Here is a 16,170-nt window from a genome sequence, read left to right as displayed (position 1 = left end):
GGGCACCGAGCTGAGCCGTCGTCAGAGCGCCGACCTGTGTAGACTTGAGACCTGCGATCTGATCCGTCGTTAGAGCAACCACATCATCGGTCGTCAGTGCAGCAACCTGCTTGGCGGACAGTGCGTTCAGCTGTTCGGTCTTCAGAGCCGCAGTCTGGGCAGTCGTCAGAGAACCGATCTGAGCAGTGCTGAGGACGGCAACCTGCGTCGACTTCAGAGCCACAAGTTGATCGGTTTTCAGCGCAACGATGGTGTTCGTTGACAGTCCGGCAACTTGCGTGCTTGTCAGCGCAACAAGCTGCGACGTCTGGAGAGCAGCGACCTGCCCGCTTTGGAGCGCGTTGATCTGTGCAGTCGTCAATGCGGTCAGCTGCGACGTCTTCAGAGCGGCAACCTGGTCTGTGCTCAACGAGCCAATCGCATCCGTCTTAAGACCAGATAGAGACTTCGTGGCGATAGCCGCAATATCATCGGTGGAGAATGCAGCGAGATCGTCCGTGGACATCGCACCGAGACCAGCGGAGGTCAGCGCCGCAACTTGGGCCGAACTTAACGCACCCGCCTGCGATGTCGTGAATGCTTCAATCTGGCTGGAATACATAGCAGCAATCTGGGTGCTTGATAGCCCCTGGATCTGGCCGGTCGACAGGACACCCAGTTGGTCCATATTAAGACCGACAATTGCCTGTGACGAAATCGCGCTCAGCTGCGTGGACTTCAGCGCCACAAAGTCGGTGGTAGTGATCGCGCCGATTTGCGCCGATGACATGGCGCTGATCTGCGTAGATGTCAACGCGGCGATATCATCGGTCGTCAGCTTCGAAATCGTTGTTGTCGTCAGCGATTTGATCTGCGTGGCCGTCAATGAAGAAATAATCGATGTCATTAGGTGCGCCCCAGGTATTGATTGATCACGTTCGCATTCTCATGTCCACGGCCTCGCGAAAGAGCACACACCCCTTCATTTGACCTCAGGCGCAGTTACGCGCCCGCCGGAAGCGCCAGCCGTGATCTGCGCCAACGCGCCACGAGACAGGAGTCATTCCGGATCAAACAATGTTAAGAAATACATGGCTCGCACGAGCCTGAGCATTGGAAGGGCCTCATGCTATCAGAGCTGCTAGACTAGCTCTGCCCCCCACGCCAATCTGCGCGAAATTCGATGCAAACCATTTCCAAGAGCGTTTCTGACGCCGATAGAGAGCGATTCGTAGACCTTCAATTCGCGATCACAAAATGTTTAGCGGGAGACAATTTAATTTTCAGTAAAGGGGTTCGCTCAGAACACATTTACTTGGCAATTACAGTGTCAAACTTTCATGACACTACCAGCTAGCCTTGTTTTGCACTGATACCTAAAAAGAAGTCGCGACAAAATCATCGCCATTCGGGCTCCGGCACTTCAGTGAAACTTGCTGAGCGTCGATCTCAACAAGCTCGACTGAACCGGTCTCCTCCCAAACAAGCATGAGAGCATCCGACCGCCCGTTCAATTTTCGCCAATGCCCTGCCGGCAGCCGGTTCTTTATCAAAAGACCGCCGGCCTGAAAGCAGACTTCGGCGCCGCCTCGCCACCGCCACGACCGTCCGCCAAATATATCTGAAACGTCATCCGCATGGCTGGCCTCGCTTGATACGACCGAAAGCAGGAACTGATTCATCGTGTGTAAATGGCCGACATGGGCACGAAGATCTCGTGTTTGGGCGCGGGTAAAGTCATTCGGGCGAGCCTTGTGAGGCGCATAACCCCACCAAACGTCATGCAGTTCCCGCAACTGGTTCGGGCGCATGGTTCGGGCCGAGTCTCGCCATCCAAGCGGCATGAGCTGAAAGATAGCGTTCCAGTACCTCTCGTCCAAAAATGTATCGAAGGTAATCTGGTAGTAGCCCGGCTCAATATCCTCCGCTTCCTCAGGTAAAAACAGCGGGCAGACTGGCGGAAGCAATGATACCGAACGCTTGCCGAAGAAGGCAGCCTCCTGCAGCAGGCCCGACGAAATTCCTAGAAAGGTTGCCGGCATGTCGGAGCAAAGAATATCGTAGCTATTCGCCTGCGATATCTCGAAAGACCGAGATACAGCAGCCAAAATACCCGCTTCCCGCCTGATATGATCTATATCAGCGGATGGATGACGCAGATATATGACATCGTGCCCGCTTAGCTTCTCGCGCAGGACCGACAGTGCATTCTCGATCCTGAAATAGCTCTGGCCCACAATGATGCTTGCATCCGTTGCCGTTTGCCCGACGAAGTAGATCGTCTCGGTTTGAGCGGCATTGATGGGCGTACGGTAACGGTCGTAATGGCGATAAGAGGCGCCAAGCAAAAGCGCCTCGCTTTCTATATCGGCCTTAGACATTGATGTCAGGGACATCACAGCATTGATTTCCCTGGAATTGCTCCTCATCGCAATCATAACGTCAGGAAGAAAGCGGACCGGCGATATGCGAATGTCGATGTAAGTGATCCCAATCTCATCCAGAAAGGACAAGAGGCCCGGCGACCCTTCATAACAGATGTAAAGGCATTCGGGGTCGATATACTGCGCAAGAGCAAGTCTGCTCTCGGCGCTAAGGCTGGTGTATTCTTGGATCCATTTATGCTCTTCGTGGGACGGAAGAGGAAGAACGGACGGCGGCGTCAAAAGACCGTCTTTCCACATTTGCTGCCGAACACTGGCGCGCGGCGGCTCAGTGAGCAACCGCGAGAAAGGCACCTTCAAAAGATCGTAGAAGAACTCCTTCGCCGGCCAGAATGCGTGCCTGAAGACATCATCAATGAAGGCAACCTTGCGATCGATCCCTCCGGCAATGTCAGCCGTTATGGCTTGCGAAATGCTGTTCATACGGTTTCCTTTACGGCCCTGCGGCCGTCATGTGGAGAAAGATCAGTGAACGATGCCAAAGGAAGCTTTCCTTGGGCTGGCCATCCAAAAGGTGGATGGCGCGGCCTTGCAGGTGCCAGCGCCACTGCAACCGCGAACCTTTGTCCCGGTCAGACAGCGCCCGCCGCGAGCACACGACCGGAAGAAAGTCCACGTTGCGCGTCACCAGCGGCGGGAGACTGGCTCCGCTGATCGGCACCATGCGATGCCAGAGGAACCCTCAACAGTTCAAAGCTCGCTCCGAAGAAATGCAACCACATCCGCTCGAGGACATAGCCGTAGACGGGAAGGCCTTTGCTCGCCTGGATCATAATGGCGATGCTTTCGCTCGGCAGTTGAGCAACGAGGTGGTTCCTCACCGCAAACATTGCCCCGTAGCAGAAAATGCCCATCGCGTGCACGCTTGCCTGGGCGGCTAGGTCATTGAGCCCGGCCATACGCAGGAAATGCGCGGCAATATTGGTTCCTTCAGGCAGATTGCCGTGAAATGCGCGATAGTCGATGCTGGTTCTCAAAGCACCGGTATCGATAAAATCCAGCGGACCCCATGTAGAAAGGGAAAACCGCTCCGCCCTCACCCTCAATCGCCCACCCAAATGACGTTCATAATCTTCCAAAACCACCGCCGGCGGCACATTTGCCTCACCACGCCACTGCCACGTGAGAGGCTGCAGGTCAGGCCACAGGTTCCAGCTCGCCAGCAGTTCCAGGAAATCTGGGCTGTGCTCAAAGGGATCACCCTGGCAGAAGACGGTAAAGTCACGATCTGTGCGCCGATGCGTGAGCATGTGATGGAGATACGTCTCCGACTCGCGCCCTGCATTTGGCCGATCGATGACATGATCCGCCTTCTCGAGGATCCGAGGATCAACGATCGCGTCGCCCTTGTTATAAATGAAAATTTCGAAGTCCGAGGGGATCTTGAGAACCCACGCCAAGTCTTCCTTATATCGCGCAATAACGATTGAGTTCATGTGGAGGTCCCCGATCCTGACGTTCCCATAGTGGGATCTTGCTAGATCGTGAGGCTTGCGCTGAACTGGAGGTTGCTATGCCGCAACCTGTGTAGGAGCGCATTTCCTCGTCGCAATTGACAAGATAGCCTGCCTGGCCGGTCGTTCGATCGCTTGGAAGGTCATGGTGGCAAAAGCGATAGAGAGACCGACGCAAAGGCCGACCTGTGCAATCATCGGAATCGCGGTCGGCAAAACAAGCGACAGGAGAAACATCACCGGCATGTGGAATAGATAAAGCGAAAAGCTGATTCTGCCCAAAAATCGCAAAGGACGAGAGCTCAATAATGCGGCACTTGGCGGAGCATTGAAGGCAACGAGTGTCACCGCCACCGTTGCTGACAATGCGGATGTCATTCCCCAATAAATGTCGCCGTCAAGAAACACCTTGTAAAGAACGAAGTGGAGGATGACGGCAAGTAGCGCCGCCACACCCACTACCGTCCCGTGTCTGCGGAAGGGCAGCAGGCCGAAGAGCCTGCCAGCCACCGCCCCCATCAAAAAATATTCCATCTTAGAAGGTAGCAATATCCCCGGCCCGGGAAAACCCAATATCCAATCAAAGACAAAGGCCGCCGCTATGGCCAGGCCGATGAAGGCGCGCGATACCGGTCGATCAAACCAGAACCACAGCAAAAGGAACAGGAAATAGAACTGAATTTCCGGGGGAATTGACCAGAAAACCCCGGTCGAACCAAGCATTGTCAGATGCCGCGCAATTTCCTTGGCGCCCAGAAGCAGCGCCGGGAAGTGATACGGGAGCAGAGAGACGAGCGCAGTGAAAACAACGGCAACGAAATAGATTGGATAGATGCGTGCGAAACGGTGCAAAAGATAGTCAAGGGCGGCGCCTTGGGAAAATGGCTTTCCTCCGTAGAGGTAGGCCATCAGAAACCCTGAAAGGCTGAAGAACAGCGAAACGGCCTCCCCCCCGGCCGTCATTCTTGCAAGATAAGGAGATTGAGGAAAAATAAGCGGCAGATGCGTGAAGACGACGGCAAGGGCCGCAACCCCTCTGAGGCCATCGAGGCTCTCAATATGACGCTGCTTCTCCATCCCGACAGTCAGTGCTCCTTCTTCTCTCGCGACATCATATAGCGCTTAGGGGTAGCTGAAGGTCAATCTGGCCCCTGGAAAAGCTGCCTGCTTGGTTAAAGCGTTCGTTTTGAACGAAAAGCCATTGGCTGCCCGCCTTAGTGGAGACCTTTTTGCTTAGCCACATCAGGTTGGCACTCGAACCGGTGGCGCAAATCCCCTCGCCAGTCTGGTAAGATATCGCCGTACTGGTTCATCGACATATCGGATCACCAGATAGCTTGCGACAACTGTGGCGCTAAAAACAAGCGCGCCCTCGACGACGAGGCTTCTGTGCTTGGTTAACTGCTGAAAGATCCCGTTCGTCCAACAGAAAATCGGATAATGCAGCGCATAGAAGGGATAAGAGAGGGCACCGATGAAGACCGATGCGCGATGCGCCTTCTTTGGCAATCTGACACTCGAGCCGGAAAAAACGAGCAACGGAGCAAGGACGGCCTTCCATAGCATCCGCATTTCGAGACTGAGCTCAACGGGCATCAAAAAGATAATCAACATTATCAAGAGTAAGGCGAAGAATAGGTAATTCAAAACTGTCCTGCGTCCGATCATCAAACTCACATGGTATGCAAAGACGCCGATGAAGAACGACGAGCCGACATGATAGAAGCCGGCGACGAAGGTATCGGCGGTATCCCCGCCGATACCGACGATGCAAACGAGCACGGTACAAATGACATAAAGCGCAAAGGACAGGTAAAGCGGGTTTAAAAACCTCAGCATCCACCAGAAAAAATTGACGACGATCTCGAGAAACAGAGAAAACTGCGGGCCGTTCAAGGGAAATATTTGGGGTCCGCCAATCTGGCTCGGCGCATGAAAATAAGGCAAATGCACCGAGCCCAAAAGAACAGCAATGATAATGGGATAGATATAGCTCTCACCACCGCTCATCGAATTTTTCGCCAAGGCATAGGAAGCGCTGATAAGAAGAGCCAAGATGATGACAGGTGTCAGTCGGATCAGTCTGATGAGCATGAATGTCTTCATTGACATTGTTGCAGCGCGCCGCGTGTAAGCGCGGGCCAATACAAATCCGCTGAGGGTGAAGAAAGTATCGACAGACAGTCCACCATTTGGTGCGATGGATTGCACCTCAAGCCAATGCCCCAGATGAAAAAGCAGAACTGAGACCGCCGCTATCCCTCTGACAGCGTCCAGTGCGGCATAGTGATCATCGTCATGCGGAGAAGTTTTCATGAAAAACACCGCTCAAGAACAAAAGAACATATGGCAGTATTGATAGGCGGGATTTTTCCCTATTATATTAGCTCAGCGTCCTATTTGTATAGATTAGTTTCCCGGGTGCAATAGTGTTTGAGACATCCAAAAACGTATCGATTGTCATCGCCACTTATAATGGCGCTGCTTTCATAGTGCCACAACTTGAAAGTATCTTGGAGCAAAGCTTTCGGCCAAAGGAAATTATCCTGTCCGATGACGCCTCCACGGATAACACTTTATCCCTTGTAAGCTCCATTGCCTCCAAGTCCGACATTCCCGTCAAAATCATCAGGAATGAAACGCCGCTCGGTTTTAGAGATAATTTCCTGCACGCCGCAAGCCACGCAACCGGTGATTTCATCGCTTTCTGTGATCAGGACGACATATGGGAGCGCGACAAACTCGAACGCTGCGCCGCTTATTTTGATGACCGACATGTTTCACTGATTGTTCACCAGGCTCTCAGTTTCGATAGCGCCTCAGGCCGCAGCTGGCTGTTTTCCCAGGGGATTGGCAATACGAGAACAAGGCCGCCGCTAAGCTACGACCCATGGATGACATTCTTTGGATTTTCGATCGTTTTCCGCCGGGAACTTCTTCTACTCGCGGATTTTGAAGCTCGCTTCAAAGATTTCATAGCACCCGCTCATAAGATTGCTCATGATCGATGGATTATGTTCCTCGGCCAGATGGTTGGTGAAACTGTCGAGATTGGCGCTCCTCTGGTCAGATACCGCCAACATGGCGCTAATCTGTTTGGGGACGGCAAGAACAAGAAGAGGAATCAGGCGGGAAACCTGGTTTCGATGTCCGAAGATTACATCATTGCAACCGAGGGCATGATTGCTGCGGTTGAATCCTTCCCAGAAGAGGCAAAAGCTCTCTTTCCTCTGTTTGATAAGCTAAAAGCCATTTCTTTCCTGGAAGCGGCTTTACGTCAGCTTAAAAATCGCAAAGACGTTTACACATCGACGACGCGACTGGCATCTTTCCGACAGATTGTCGGAAATGCAGCGTCAGGCACCTACGTTGGGGTACACAACCACGCTATCCGGTGGCGCTCATTAGCCAAAGACGTCAGTTACCTGGTGAAAAGGGACGAGCCCTCACAAGCAGATTCCCGTCACTAAATGCCTTCTCCTTTGTTCACATGGCTGTGGCAAGCGAGTTTAAAGCAAGCCCATTGCACGGAAAGCTTTTACACCTTGGTTGAGCTAAACGTGCTGACCGCCATTGATGTGAATTTCAGCGCCGTTCATGTAGGATGATCGTTCCGTGCATAGGAAGTAAACCGTTTCTGCGACCTCTCTTGGATCGCCGAGACGTCCGAGTGGAACTTCTGCAGCCACGAGCGCATCCGTCCCCGGTGAAAGAATTGACGTTTCAATCTCTCCGGGCGCAATCGCGTTTGCGCGCACCCCACGACGCCCGAACTCATGCGCCATCTCACGGGTCAATGCTGCAAGAGCCGCCTTTGAAGCAGCATAGGCAACGCCAGCAAAGGGATGCACTTTAGAGCCGGCTATCGAAGTGACGTTGACAATCGAGCCTTTCGCACGCTCCAGTTCCGGAAGCATAGCCCGAGCCAGCAAGGCTGTTGAAACAAGATTGACATTGAGCACCTGCGTCCAAACGTCGGCAGATGTTTCAAGCACGCCCAAACGACCGCGGTTTGGCCCTTTGGGGGAAATACCGGCGTTGTTGACGAGAGCCTGTAACCGACCATGGGGCAAACGCTCGCGCACTTCATCTGCCAACCGATCGATCTGCCCGATGTCTGCGAGATCCGCCTGGATATGGCTTTCACGTGCGGAGGGCCAGGCGCATTCTTCTGAGAATGGCTGCCGGGAAACCGTTAGAATCCGCCAACCACGCTCCTGAAATAGCTTGACGGTAGCGTGGCCAATCCCACGGCTTGCGCCCGTCAAAAGCATGTAGTTTCGCTCGTCCGTCATATCGCGCCCTCAAACCTAAACACCGTCTGTCAGCAGAAACCGTCAGGATTTACCCACTGCCGTAACATGCGAAGATAAAGTCATCTGACAAACCACGATGGGCCGGCCAAATCGATCCATTTGCCTACAGTCTCGTCACGTAGTTTCTTCCCGACGCACGCAGTTGAGATGCTTAGCCGCGCGAGCAGCAGAAGGCGAGGCCCTTCAAGAAGATTGTTGATGAGCACCAAGTGGGTAGTCAGTCGTACCCACACATCTCTCATTCGACCGAGGCAAGCGTACGTCGACACTCCTACTATTGGGAAAGGATAGAGTAGGGTCGGCGATGGATCTCCAAAGACGAGTGCCTCCAAGCGAAGGCATGGAGGCATTCAAAGAAAAATTCACATCATTCAAGTTCGTATTGCTAGAGCTTCAGCGGCCCATGCTCACCTTGGCATTGTCTCCCATATCCGGGCGAACATCGGTCACGGCAGCTGCAGCCATCTTTACGTAGCTCATGATGGTTCCAGGGCTGTCCCAATACTCAGCAAAGCTCGGCGTTATTTTCAGGATCCGGATTGACGGGTCTTCGGGACTATCCCACCACGCCTTTGCTGGCGTTGCCCAAAGATCTCGGATCTTCGCTCTGTCATTCTGAACTTCAGCGGTTCCTGACATCGAAACGTATTTCTGGCCTTTAGAATCTGCGAAAGCCAAGCAGACGTTAGGATATCGGGAGATTTCCTCATCCTTATGGCTTGCCACATCGGTGAGGAAGTAGACGGCATTATTCTCTGGCTCTGCATAAGCCGACATGGGACGCGCTCGAATATCTTTCCCGGTCTGCGTCGTCAGCATGCAAAACCCAATCTTCTCGACAAGCCCCCAGACCTGGCCCTGATCATTGCTGTCAGTCATCGGACACTCCTTCCTTGTTACAGGAAGAACTCGCGAAACCAGGCGCCGTTCCAAAAGATCTTGCTTGGTTGGCTGCGCATGGATCGGAATTTCGGCTTATTAAGCCTGTCCGGACTTCCCCTTGACAGCACGCTTCAACGCGGCTCTCAGTTCTGCTTGACTGAACGGTTTCATCAGCACGGGAAACTCAATCTTTACGCCTTGCTCCAGTTGATCGCTAAACCCCGTCATGAGAAGGATTATTATGTCCTCCGATAAGCGCGCGGTCTCGCGGGCGAGCTCGATTCCAGACATTCCTGGCATCATAATATCACTGAGCAACAGGTCGATATTCCTATCTTGCGCTAAAATTCGTAGTGCTTCTGGTCCGCTTCCGGCTGTTAAAATCTCGATATCTTCTTCCTCAAGGGAGAGCCGAGCTGATATAAGAGAGGACGGCGTGTCATCAACAATCAATATACGTTTAGGAAGCGCCGCAGAAGCGGTGTCGGGCGGTTCTTCTTCAACTTCTTTCTGAGATCGCGGGAGATAGAGCGTCACCGCAGTACCAACATCTTCAACGCTGACCAACTTGGCTGTGCCTCCGGAGCGCTCGGCGAAGGTGAGGACTTGCGTCAGACCCAAACCAGCCGCACCTGGCCCTTTCGTCGAAAAAAGGGGGTCGAATGCTTTTGACGTCAATGTGGGTTTCATGCCAGAGCCCGTGTCGGAAATGGCGATCGCAACGAAAGCGCCTGTCAATCCTTCCACTTCCCTAGAGACATTCGTTATATTCGAAGCACGCACGGTAACAACGCCACCGCTCGGCATTGCTTCACGGGCATTGGTCACCAAATTGACCATCGCGATCTCTAGTGCCTTAGGATCGGCGACCACGGGCCATAAACGAGGATCGATCTCATATTCCAAAACGACACTGTCATTGGCGAGTTGACGAAGTAGCGGCTCGAGGTCACGCAGAGCACGAACCAGATCGAGGGGCTTGCTGCCTTGGTCTGAGCGCCTTGAGAAAGATAGTAGACGTTGAGTCATCTCTTTGCCGCGGGCCACGCCGTCGAACATAGAGTCAAAAATCAGCTTGAGTCGTTCGTCCTGATTTCCAAGACGCCTTGAGATGGCATTGGTACCGGCCTGAAAGACCATCAGCAAATTGTTAAAGTCATGCGCCACTTGACCCGTCAGCTTGCCAAGGGCTTGCAGACGCTGGCTGCTTTCAAACGCAGCTTCCTGGCGCCGCCTCGTTTCGAGTTCACGCTGGAAAAGATAAATTCCAATGACCGAGAGCATCAGCGTTGCAACAAGAGTGACCGCGAAAAGCGAGTAGGCTTTCCATGACAAGATACGGTAATCGGAAAGCGGCATTGCCACGTGGACGGTCCAGGAGGACGCCTCGATCGTCGCGTCTGCCACGCGCACGTCCAGTCCCTGAGACAGCACACCCGAGCGAATCGCCCCTCCGCTTTGCTCTGCGTATTGGATGAAATCCGTTCTCGCTTTGCTGATGAATTGCGGATCGGATGAAGCGACAACTTGATCTTTGCCGTCCGTGATCCACGCCGTCCAATTCTCCGGCAAGCCACCACGCCTTAAAACGGCATCGAGTGCCGAAGACTGGATAACGACCGACAGAATTGAGATGGTCCTTTCACCACGAATGACCGGAACCCTTACGGCAAAGGCAAGGTTGCCAGCGGGTCCCTTGACCATGTCGCCCACTGTGGGTTTCCCTGTATTTACAACCTTGTCATGGCTGCCGATATCGACCACACGCGCTCCTGGCGCCATATTCGTGGGAGGAACGCTAACGAGAATTGTTCCGTTGAGATCTGAGACGCGAATGATGTTCCAAAGCGGAAGACGCGCTTGAAGACGACGCGTCACTTCCGAAAATCCCTGCACAGAGACAGGCGGATCAAGACGAGGAGTTTCGGACAATATCGCTAGAAGATTGATTTGCGTTTCCAGTTCTCGCGACAGCGCCATCGCAAGCGTCATGGCCTTGTCTTGAAAAACTTTATCCAACTCCACCCGCTGTTCACGCACAAAATGCAGGGCAATGACACCGCACAGCAAGATGATTGGGATCAAAGCGCTCAGCGCGAGCAGGATTACCGGCCTCATCTGGTTATAAATTGCATCGACTGCGCGCATTAATGGTCCGTTATGCTCCGGGGGCGGCCGCGTAAAGAGATAGGTTAACCTCTCAGAAATCCCACCTGCACTTGGTACATTCGTGCACCGCGTGCGTGTTTTCAGGATTAAGCAATATACGGCGTTGGTAAAGTCTCCTTGTACTGCAAAAAGAATGTTCGCTTAGAGATAAAGATTGCTTACTTTATTGGCGGCTAATGTAATAAGAGCGTGGTTTCTCTACGGCAATTTCTGCCCAGGCACCGCTTATAGGGAGACAATCCTCATCAACGATCGAAGACATGCAAACGCCTCTAGCGAGCATCCATATGGCATTGGGGGCCGCAAACAATATCCGTACCGTCAAGACGGGCGAGCACGCCCAACCGCGCGCTTTATTACAGGCATTTCCGATCTAATCCGCACTCCGCAACTATGGAGCGAAAAACATTAGATCATCTTACCGAGTTTAGCTGAGTGAGGTACCTATCTTGGCCTTTCTTTCATCAAGACATCTGTCATCTTCTTGAATAGTGCGTGATGCTCCCATGCCTCGATGGGAATAGAGATTTTGCGCCTCCAGTTGTGATCGGCAGCGGTTCCTGGAATATTTGTCGCCTCCATCTCTCCCATGAGATCGGCCAGCCGGACCGCAAGCAGCATTGACGGCGATCGAGCAAGCAGAGCATGAATGTCGCAGATGAGATCGTCTGTAAGTGGGGCATCGGCCTTATAGGCCTTCAGCGAAAGGTTCTCACGGTTAATGGCATTGAGAAGAACTTCCTTTCTCAGAAGCCGATCCTGTGTCTCCAGCTCGCCCGAAGCCGAGCTGAAAAGTCCGAGTTCCACACGCCGCTCGATATCGATCCCATTCCACCATCCTTTCAGCGGATAAAGATCATGCGTCGACGCACAGATGAGACTTAAGGCAGGAAAGTCCGCGATCGTCTGCTGAACAAGGTCCTCAAAATAGAGAACACGATAGCTCAGGATTTTTGCTGACTGCATTAATTCACGAAATCCGGGCGGAACGTTGCCCAGATCTTCGCCTATGACGACAGTGCCATTACGTCGTGAAGATTCGGCGAGCAGGTTAAGCATGTCGTCGATATGGTAACGAAGATAAGCGCCCTCTATGGCAGGCTTGCCGATCGGGACAAGGAAAAGTTGCCACAAACCCATGGCGTGATCGAGGCGGAACATGCCGCCCAACTCCATGACACGATCGAACTGCTCCATAATTCTTTGCCGGGAGGGTCCTGATGGGGGGATCGGCGAAGGGACGCTAAGGCCCCAGTCTTGGCCAGCCTCGCTGAAGGGATCTGGTGGAGCACCGATGGAGAAGCCAGCGAGATAGTCCGATGGATTTGACCAGGTGGCAGATCCGTCAGGATCTTCCCCGACCGCATAATCGAAGTAGAGACCAAAAGTCAGGCCAGCGCGCTTTCCTCTTTCAGCCGCGTTCTGAAGCTGCGTTGACGCGATCCACTGAAGCCAGAGGTGAAACTCGACCTCATCTGAATTCTCTCGAAGAAAATCATCTACGTCCGGTAAGCTTCGTCTCCTGTAGCCCTCGGGCCAGTTCTTCCAGCCACTCCCATATCCCGCGGCTGCCATGTGTAATGACAAAGCTTCAAACAGGGCATGTGAAAGAAGATCTTCGTTGCCCTTTTTCTTGAAGGCCCGGTATTGCTGCTTTTCAGCTAGCCACTCCCCCTCTTTCCATGAGGTCCACTGCTCCCGCAACGCGGCTAACTTCACACGGGCAACTTGTTCGTAATCAACCAACTCCGCATTCCTTAGCGCGGGAAGCTGCTCCTTGGCACTGTGTGATGCAGAAGCATAAGCAAGTTGATCCACCGCAATGTAGATGGGATTCAGAAAACGCCGATTTGATGGGGAATAAGGACTGCATCTATTTGGATCGGCAAGAAATAGGGCGTGGAGCGGCGTTAATCCGACAAAGCTAGCGCCAGAAGCGGCTGCCAACTCGCAAACGCGCGCAAGGTCTTCTAAATCGCCTATTCCCCAATTGCGCGAAGAGCAAAGCTCATAGAGCTGCAGCGATATACCCCAAGCGCGCGTCGTTCCAACCGCTCCCGGAAAGTAGCACTTTGCGGCCGTGCTTGCAGGCGGAGCATCGGGCGGCAGAACCAGCGGCTGGTCGGCAAGAGCTTCCTGCAGAGACGCTAAAAGCGCTTGCTTGGTAGCAGTCGGCACTTCAAACTCGACACCTCCGACGCCCTCATAGACAACCGGGACACCATACTGCCTTAGCGCCTCATCCACCGGATTAGGTACTACCTCGGTCTTAGACCTTGATACGAGAGACATGACCTTTTTTCCCTTCATGAGCGGCGGAGACCTGGCGACCCCCTCAATCTTGCGTCTTTCGGTTAGGCAATCGTCGTTAAGACCGGCGCAAACTGCTGCTCTCAGCCAGTGTCAACTTTTTGGGTTCTTCTATGTTCCCTGACCCGAGGTCGCCGCGACGCGTACTTTTTGATGGACCAGCGCATTCTTCAGTTTGAAACATGTCCCTTCGCAGGTATCGACAGGTGTATGACTTCCTTAAGTTTCCACTGTTATGACTGTAATTTCAAAGGCACGAGCTCAAGCACCGCACATTGTCGTTGCGACCATGGCGGCACCTCGCACCTACGGGCGATTTCGGCCGTATCTATCAAATGAGAGATCTTTCATGACCGCCTGTGACGGCTGTAAGAACGGAAGAGAGTTCGATCTTCCTTTTTCCATGGCTTTTCAGCCTATCATCGATATCGATCGACAAAAGCCATACGCGTTCGAAGCACTTGCCCGCGGTATAGCAGGAGAAGGCGCAGGGACCGTGCTCTCTCGTGTTACTGACGTGAATCGCTATGCCTTCGATCAGCAGTGTCGCAAGCGAGCGATCGAGCTTGCATCAGGACTGAGACCGGTCTCGCCCGAAGCTTTGCTATCAATCAACTTCATGCCGAATGCCGTTTATGAACCGCGCGCCTGTATCCGGCTTACCTTGGACGTCGCCAAGCGCCTGAGCTTTCCACTCGATCAGATCATCTTCGAATTTACGGAGGGCGAGCAGATGGATGTTTCTCATGTGACGAACATCCTGCGCAGCTATAAAGATATCGGCTTCAAGACCGCAATTGACGACTTCGGCGCTGGCTATTCGGGCCTGAACCTGCTCACGCAAATTCAACCTGACATCGTCAAGCTCGACATGCATCTCATCCGGGGGATCGATCAGAACGATCGCAAGCAGAAGATTGTCAGGCATATCTTTGCGATGCTGACTGATCTTGGCATCGAGTGCATCTGCGAGGGCGTCGAAACGCGGCAGGAACTGGCCGTCTTGCAAGACATCGGTATTCGATTGGTGCAAGGGTACATCTTCGGACGCCCTTCATTCGAGACCTACGATTTCGATATCGGACCTCTGAAATTAAGCAGCTAAAGGCGCTATACGCAAATGGGACGATGCGCCTCGATGAAGTCTTTCAAGCAACACTCTGCTGACGCCCGCTCCTGATCAAGCCCGCAGTTCCATTTCGCCGCGTGCCTCCAAATACCATTCCACAAAAGCACGAACGCCCACCGAAAGGGTCGTCTCCGGCTTGTAGCCGGTAAGAGCTCTTAGGAGATCGGGACTTGCAAATGTCCTTGGCACGTCGCCTTTCTGCATGGGCAACATCATACGCTTCGCCGGTTGGCCAAGCGCTGCCTCTACCGTCTCGACAAAATCCATCAGGCTGACAGGTTGGCCTCCGCCGATATTGACAATGCGGAACGGTGCCTGATGCGAAAGCGTCTCGACGGTTTCATCTGGCACGCGATTGGATTCTGCAGGCGCCACGGCAGATAGCCTCACGATCGCCTCGACAAGATCGTCGATATAGGTGAAATCGCGGCTCATCTTGCCTTCGCCGTAGATTTCGATCGGTTGGTCTTCCAGCATATTCTTCACGAACTTGAAGAGCGCCATATCTGGTCTGCCCCACGGTCCGTATACCGTGAAAAAGCGAAATGCCGTGACAGGCAATTTGTAAAGATGCGAATAGCTATGCGCCATCAATTCCATCGACTTCTTCGTCGCGGCATAAATGGTCAACGGTTCGTCCGCCTTATCGGTCTCCCGGAAGGGCACATGCGGATTTGCACCGTAAATAGACGAGGTCGAGGCGAGCATCAGATGCTGCACCTTGTGTTGGCCCGCAAGTTCCAGAATATTCCATGAACCGTCAACGTTCGACGCAAGATAGGAGCGGGGGTTCTCCAAACTGTATCGAACGCCAGCCTGCGCGGCGAGGTGCACGATCACTTCAGGAGCCGCTTTTTCCATGGCAGCTTCGAGCGCTTTGCGATCCTCGAGCATAGCGATCTCGGGCGTGAAGCCAGGGAACTGCGCGAGAGCAGCATGACGCATATGCTTCAGTTTGACGTTGTAATAAGGCGTCAGACCATCAAAGCCAGTGACCTCATGGCCGTCCTGCAAAAGACGCCGTGCAAGATGAAACCCGATGAAGCCGGCAGTGCCGGTGATGAAGTAGCGCATCGTTGAACCTCCGCTTAATCAGGAAGCCATACGCTTCTTGCCGATCGGGAAGTATGTGAAGCCGTGTTTGGTGACATCTGCATTGCTGTAGATGTTTCTGAGATCGACGATAACGGGGTTCTTCATGGTTTTCTTCAGCCGCGGCAGATCGAGCGCGCGGAACTGATCCCATTCCGTGACGATCACGACAGCATCAGCCCCATCGGCAATATCGTAGGCGTCCTTGCCGTAAGTCACATCGCCCAGCATGCCCTTGGACGCTTCCATGCCCTCTGGATCGAAGACATGCACAGAGGCGCCGCCATCGAGCAGAGCCTGGATGATCGTGATCGAGGGCGCATCGCGCATATCGTCGGTATTGGGCTTGAACGTCAGTCCAAGCACGGCAATCTTCTTGCCCCGCACGCTGCCCT

General features: G+C 53.4%; 12 protein-coding genes and 1 pseudogene. 2 read left to right on the top strand and 11 right to left on the bottom strand.

The features are described from left to right. The 5 genes and pseudogenes from VQ830_RS27915 to VQ830_RS27895 all read right to left on the bottom strand — a co-directional run. A pseudogene (locus VQ830_RS27915) lies at positions 1–886 on the bottom strand (beta strand repeat-containing protein); the annotation flags it as partial. A 469-nt stretch (positions 887–1,355) separates the two neighbouring features. Next, entirely contained in the window at positions 1,356–2,846 is a 1,491-nt protein-coding gene (locus VQ830_RS27910; RefSeq protein WP_337271418.1) for a hypothetical protein, read from the bottom strand. Between the two features lie 149 nt (positions 2,847–2,995). Continuing rightward, entirely contained in the window at positions 2,996–3,859 is an 864-nt protein-coding gene (locus tag VQ830_RS27905) for a DUF3431 domain-containing protein (protein ID WP_337271417.1), read from the bottom strand. A 75-nt stretch (positions 3,860–3,934) separates the two neighbouring features. After that, on the bottom strand, positions 3,935–4,954 hold the full coding sequence (locus VQ830_RS27900) for an acyltransferase family protein (protein WP_337271416.1): 1,020 nt from the start codon (positions 4,952–4,954) through the stop codon (positions 3,935–3,937). Between the two features lie 165 nt (positions 4,955–5,119). After that, positions 5,120–6,193, bottom strand: a complete 1,074-nt coding sequence (locus tag VQ830_RS27895; RefSeq protein WP_337271415.1) for an acyltransferase family protein — start codon at positions 6,191–6,193, stop codon at positions 5,120–5,122. Between the two features lie 113 nt (positions 6,194–6,306). Here VQ830_RS27895 and VQ830_RS27890 point away from each other — a divergent pair, with 113 nt between their 5' ends. Beyond that, on the top strand, positions 6,307–7,347 hold the full coding sequence (locus VQ830_RS27890) for a glycosyltransferase (RefSeq protein ID WP_337271414.1): 1,041 nt from the start codon (positions 6,307–6,309) through the stop codon (positions 7,345–7,347). A gap of 84 nt (positions 7,348–7,431) precedes the next feature. Here the strand turns inward: VQ830_RS27890 and VQ830_RS27885 are convergent, their stop codons facing one another. The 4 genes from VQ830_RS27885 to malQ form a co-directional block, all read right to left on the bottom strand. After that, on the bottom strand, positions 7,432–8,172 hold the full coding sequence (locus tag VQ830_RS27885) for an SDR family NAD(P)-dependent oxidoreductase (RefSeq protein WP_337271413.1): 741 nt from the start codon (positions 8,170–8,172) through the stop codon (positions 7,432–7,434). A 414-nt stretch (positions 8,173–8,586) separates the two neighbouring features. Then, entirely contained in the window at positions 8,587–9,072 is a 486-nt protein-coding gene (locus VQ830_RS27880) for a pyridoxamine 5'-phosphate oxidase family protein (protein ID WP_337271412.1), read from the bottom strand. 99 nt (positions 9,073–9,171) lie between these two features. After that, positions 9,172–10,104, bottom strand: a complete 933-nt coding sequence (locus VQ830_RS28910) for a response regulator (RefSeq protein ID WP_438618875.1) — start codon at positions 10,102–10,104, stop codon at positions 9,172–9,174. Positions 10,105–11,688: 1,584 nt separating this feature from the next. Beyond that, a complete protein-coding gene (malQ, locus tag VQ830_RS27870; protein WP_337271410.1) occupies positions 11,689–13,536 on the bottom strand; it encodes a 4-alpha-glucanotransferase in 1,848 nt (615 codons plus the stop codon). Between the two features lie 367 nt (positions 13,537–13,903). Between malQ and VQ830_RS27865 the strand changes: the two genes are divergently transcribed. Then, positions 13,904–14,659, top strand: coding sequence for an EAL domain-containing protein (locus VQ830_RS27865; RefSeq protein WP_337271409.1), 756 nt, complete (start codon positions 13,904–13,906; stop codon positions 14,657–14,659). A gap of 75 nt (positions 14,660–14,734) precedes the next feature. On the opposite strand, the gene VQ830_RS27860 is transcribed toward VQ830_RS27865, so the two are convergent. Next, on the bottom strand, positions 14,735–15,757 hold the full coding sequence (locus tag VQ830_RS27860) for an NAD-dependent epimerase/dehydratase family protein (RefSeq protein WP_337271408.1): 1,023 nt from the start codon (positions 15,755–15,757) through the stop codon (positions 14,735–14,737). Positions 15,758–15,775: 18 nt separating this feature from the next. Continuing rightward, on the bottom strand, positions 15,776–16,170 hold a 395-nt coding region (locus tag VQ830_RS27855; protein ID WP_337271407.1), incomplete at its 5' end, for a UDP binding domain-containing protein.

Source organism: Oryzifoliimicrobium ureilyticum (genome assembly GCF_037199735.1).
Lineage (GTDB): Bacteria > Pseudomonadota > Alphaproteobacteria > Rhizobiales > Rhizobiaceae > Rhizobium > Rhizobium ureilyticus.
The sequence above is the reverse complement of the archived record's forward strand: the minus strand, read 5'-3'. Positions and strand labels throughout refer to the sequence as shown.

Coding starts and splice junctions, on each gene's coding strand:
- VQ830_RS27895 (WP_337271415.1), bottom strand. CDS start 6,193: ATGAAAACTTCTCCGCATGACGATGATCACTATGCCGCACTGGACGCT.
- VQ830_RS27900 (WP_337271416.1), bottom strand. CDS start 4,954: ATGGAGAAGCAGCGTCATATTGAGAGCCTCGATGGCCTCAGAGGGGTT.
- VQ830_RS27885 (WP_337271413.1), bottom strand. CDS start 8,172: ATGACGGACGAGCGAAACTACATGCTTTTGACGGGCGCAAGCCGTGGG.
- VQ830_RS27905 (WP_337271417.1), bottom strand. CDS start 3,859: ATGAACTCAATCGTTATTGCGCGATATAAGGAAGACTTGGCGTGGGTT.
- malQ (WP_337271410.1), bottom strand. CDS start 13,536: ATGTCTCTCGTATCAAGGTCTAAGACCGAGGTAGTACCTAATCCGGTG.
- VQ830_RS28910 (WP_438618875.1), bottom strand. CDS start 10,104: ATGACTCAACGTCTACTATCTTTCTCAAGGCGCTCAGACCAAGGCAGC.
- VQ830_RS27880 (WP_337271412.1), bottom strand. CDS start 9,072: ATGACTGACAGCAATGATCAGGGCCAGGTCTGGGGGCTTGTCGAGAAG.
- VQ830_RS27860 (WP_337271408.1), bottom strand. CDS start 15,757: ATGCGCTACTTCATCACCGGCACTGCCGGCTTCATCGGGTTTCATCTT.
- VQ830_RS27865 (WP_337271409.1), top strand. CDS start 13,904: ATGACCGCCTGTGACGGCTGTAAGAACGGAAGAGAGTTCGATCTTCCT.
- VQ830_RS27910 (WP_337271418.1), bottom strand. CDS start 2,846: ATGAACAGCATTTCGCAAGCCATAACGGCTGACATTGCCGGAGGGATC.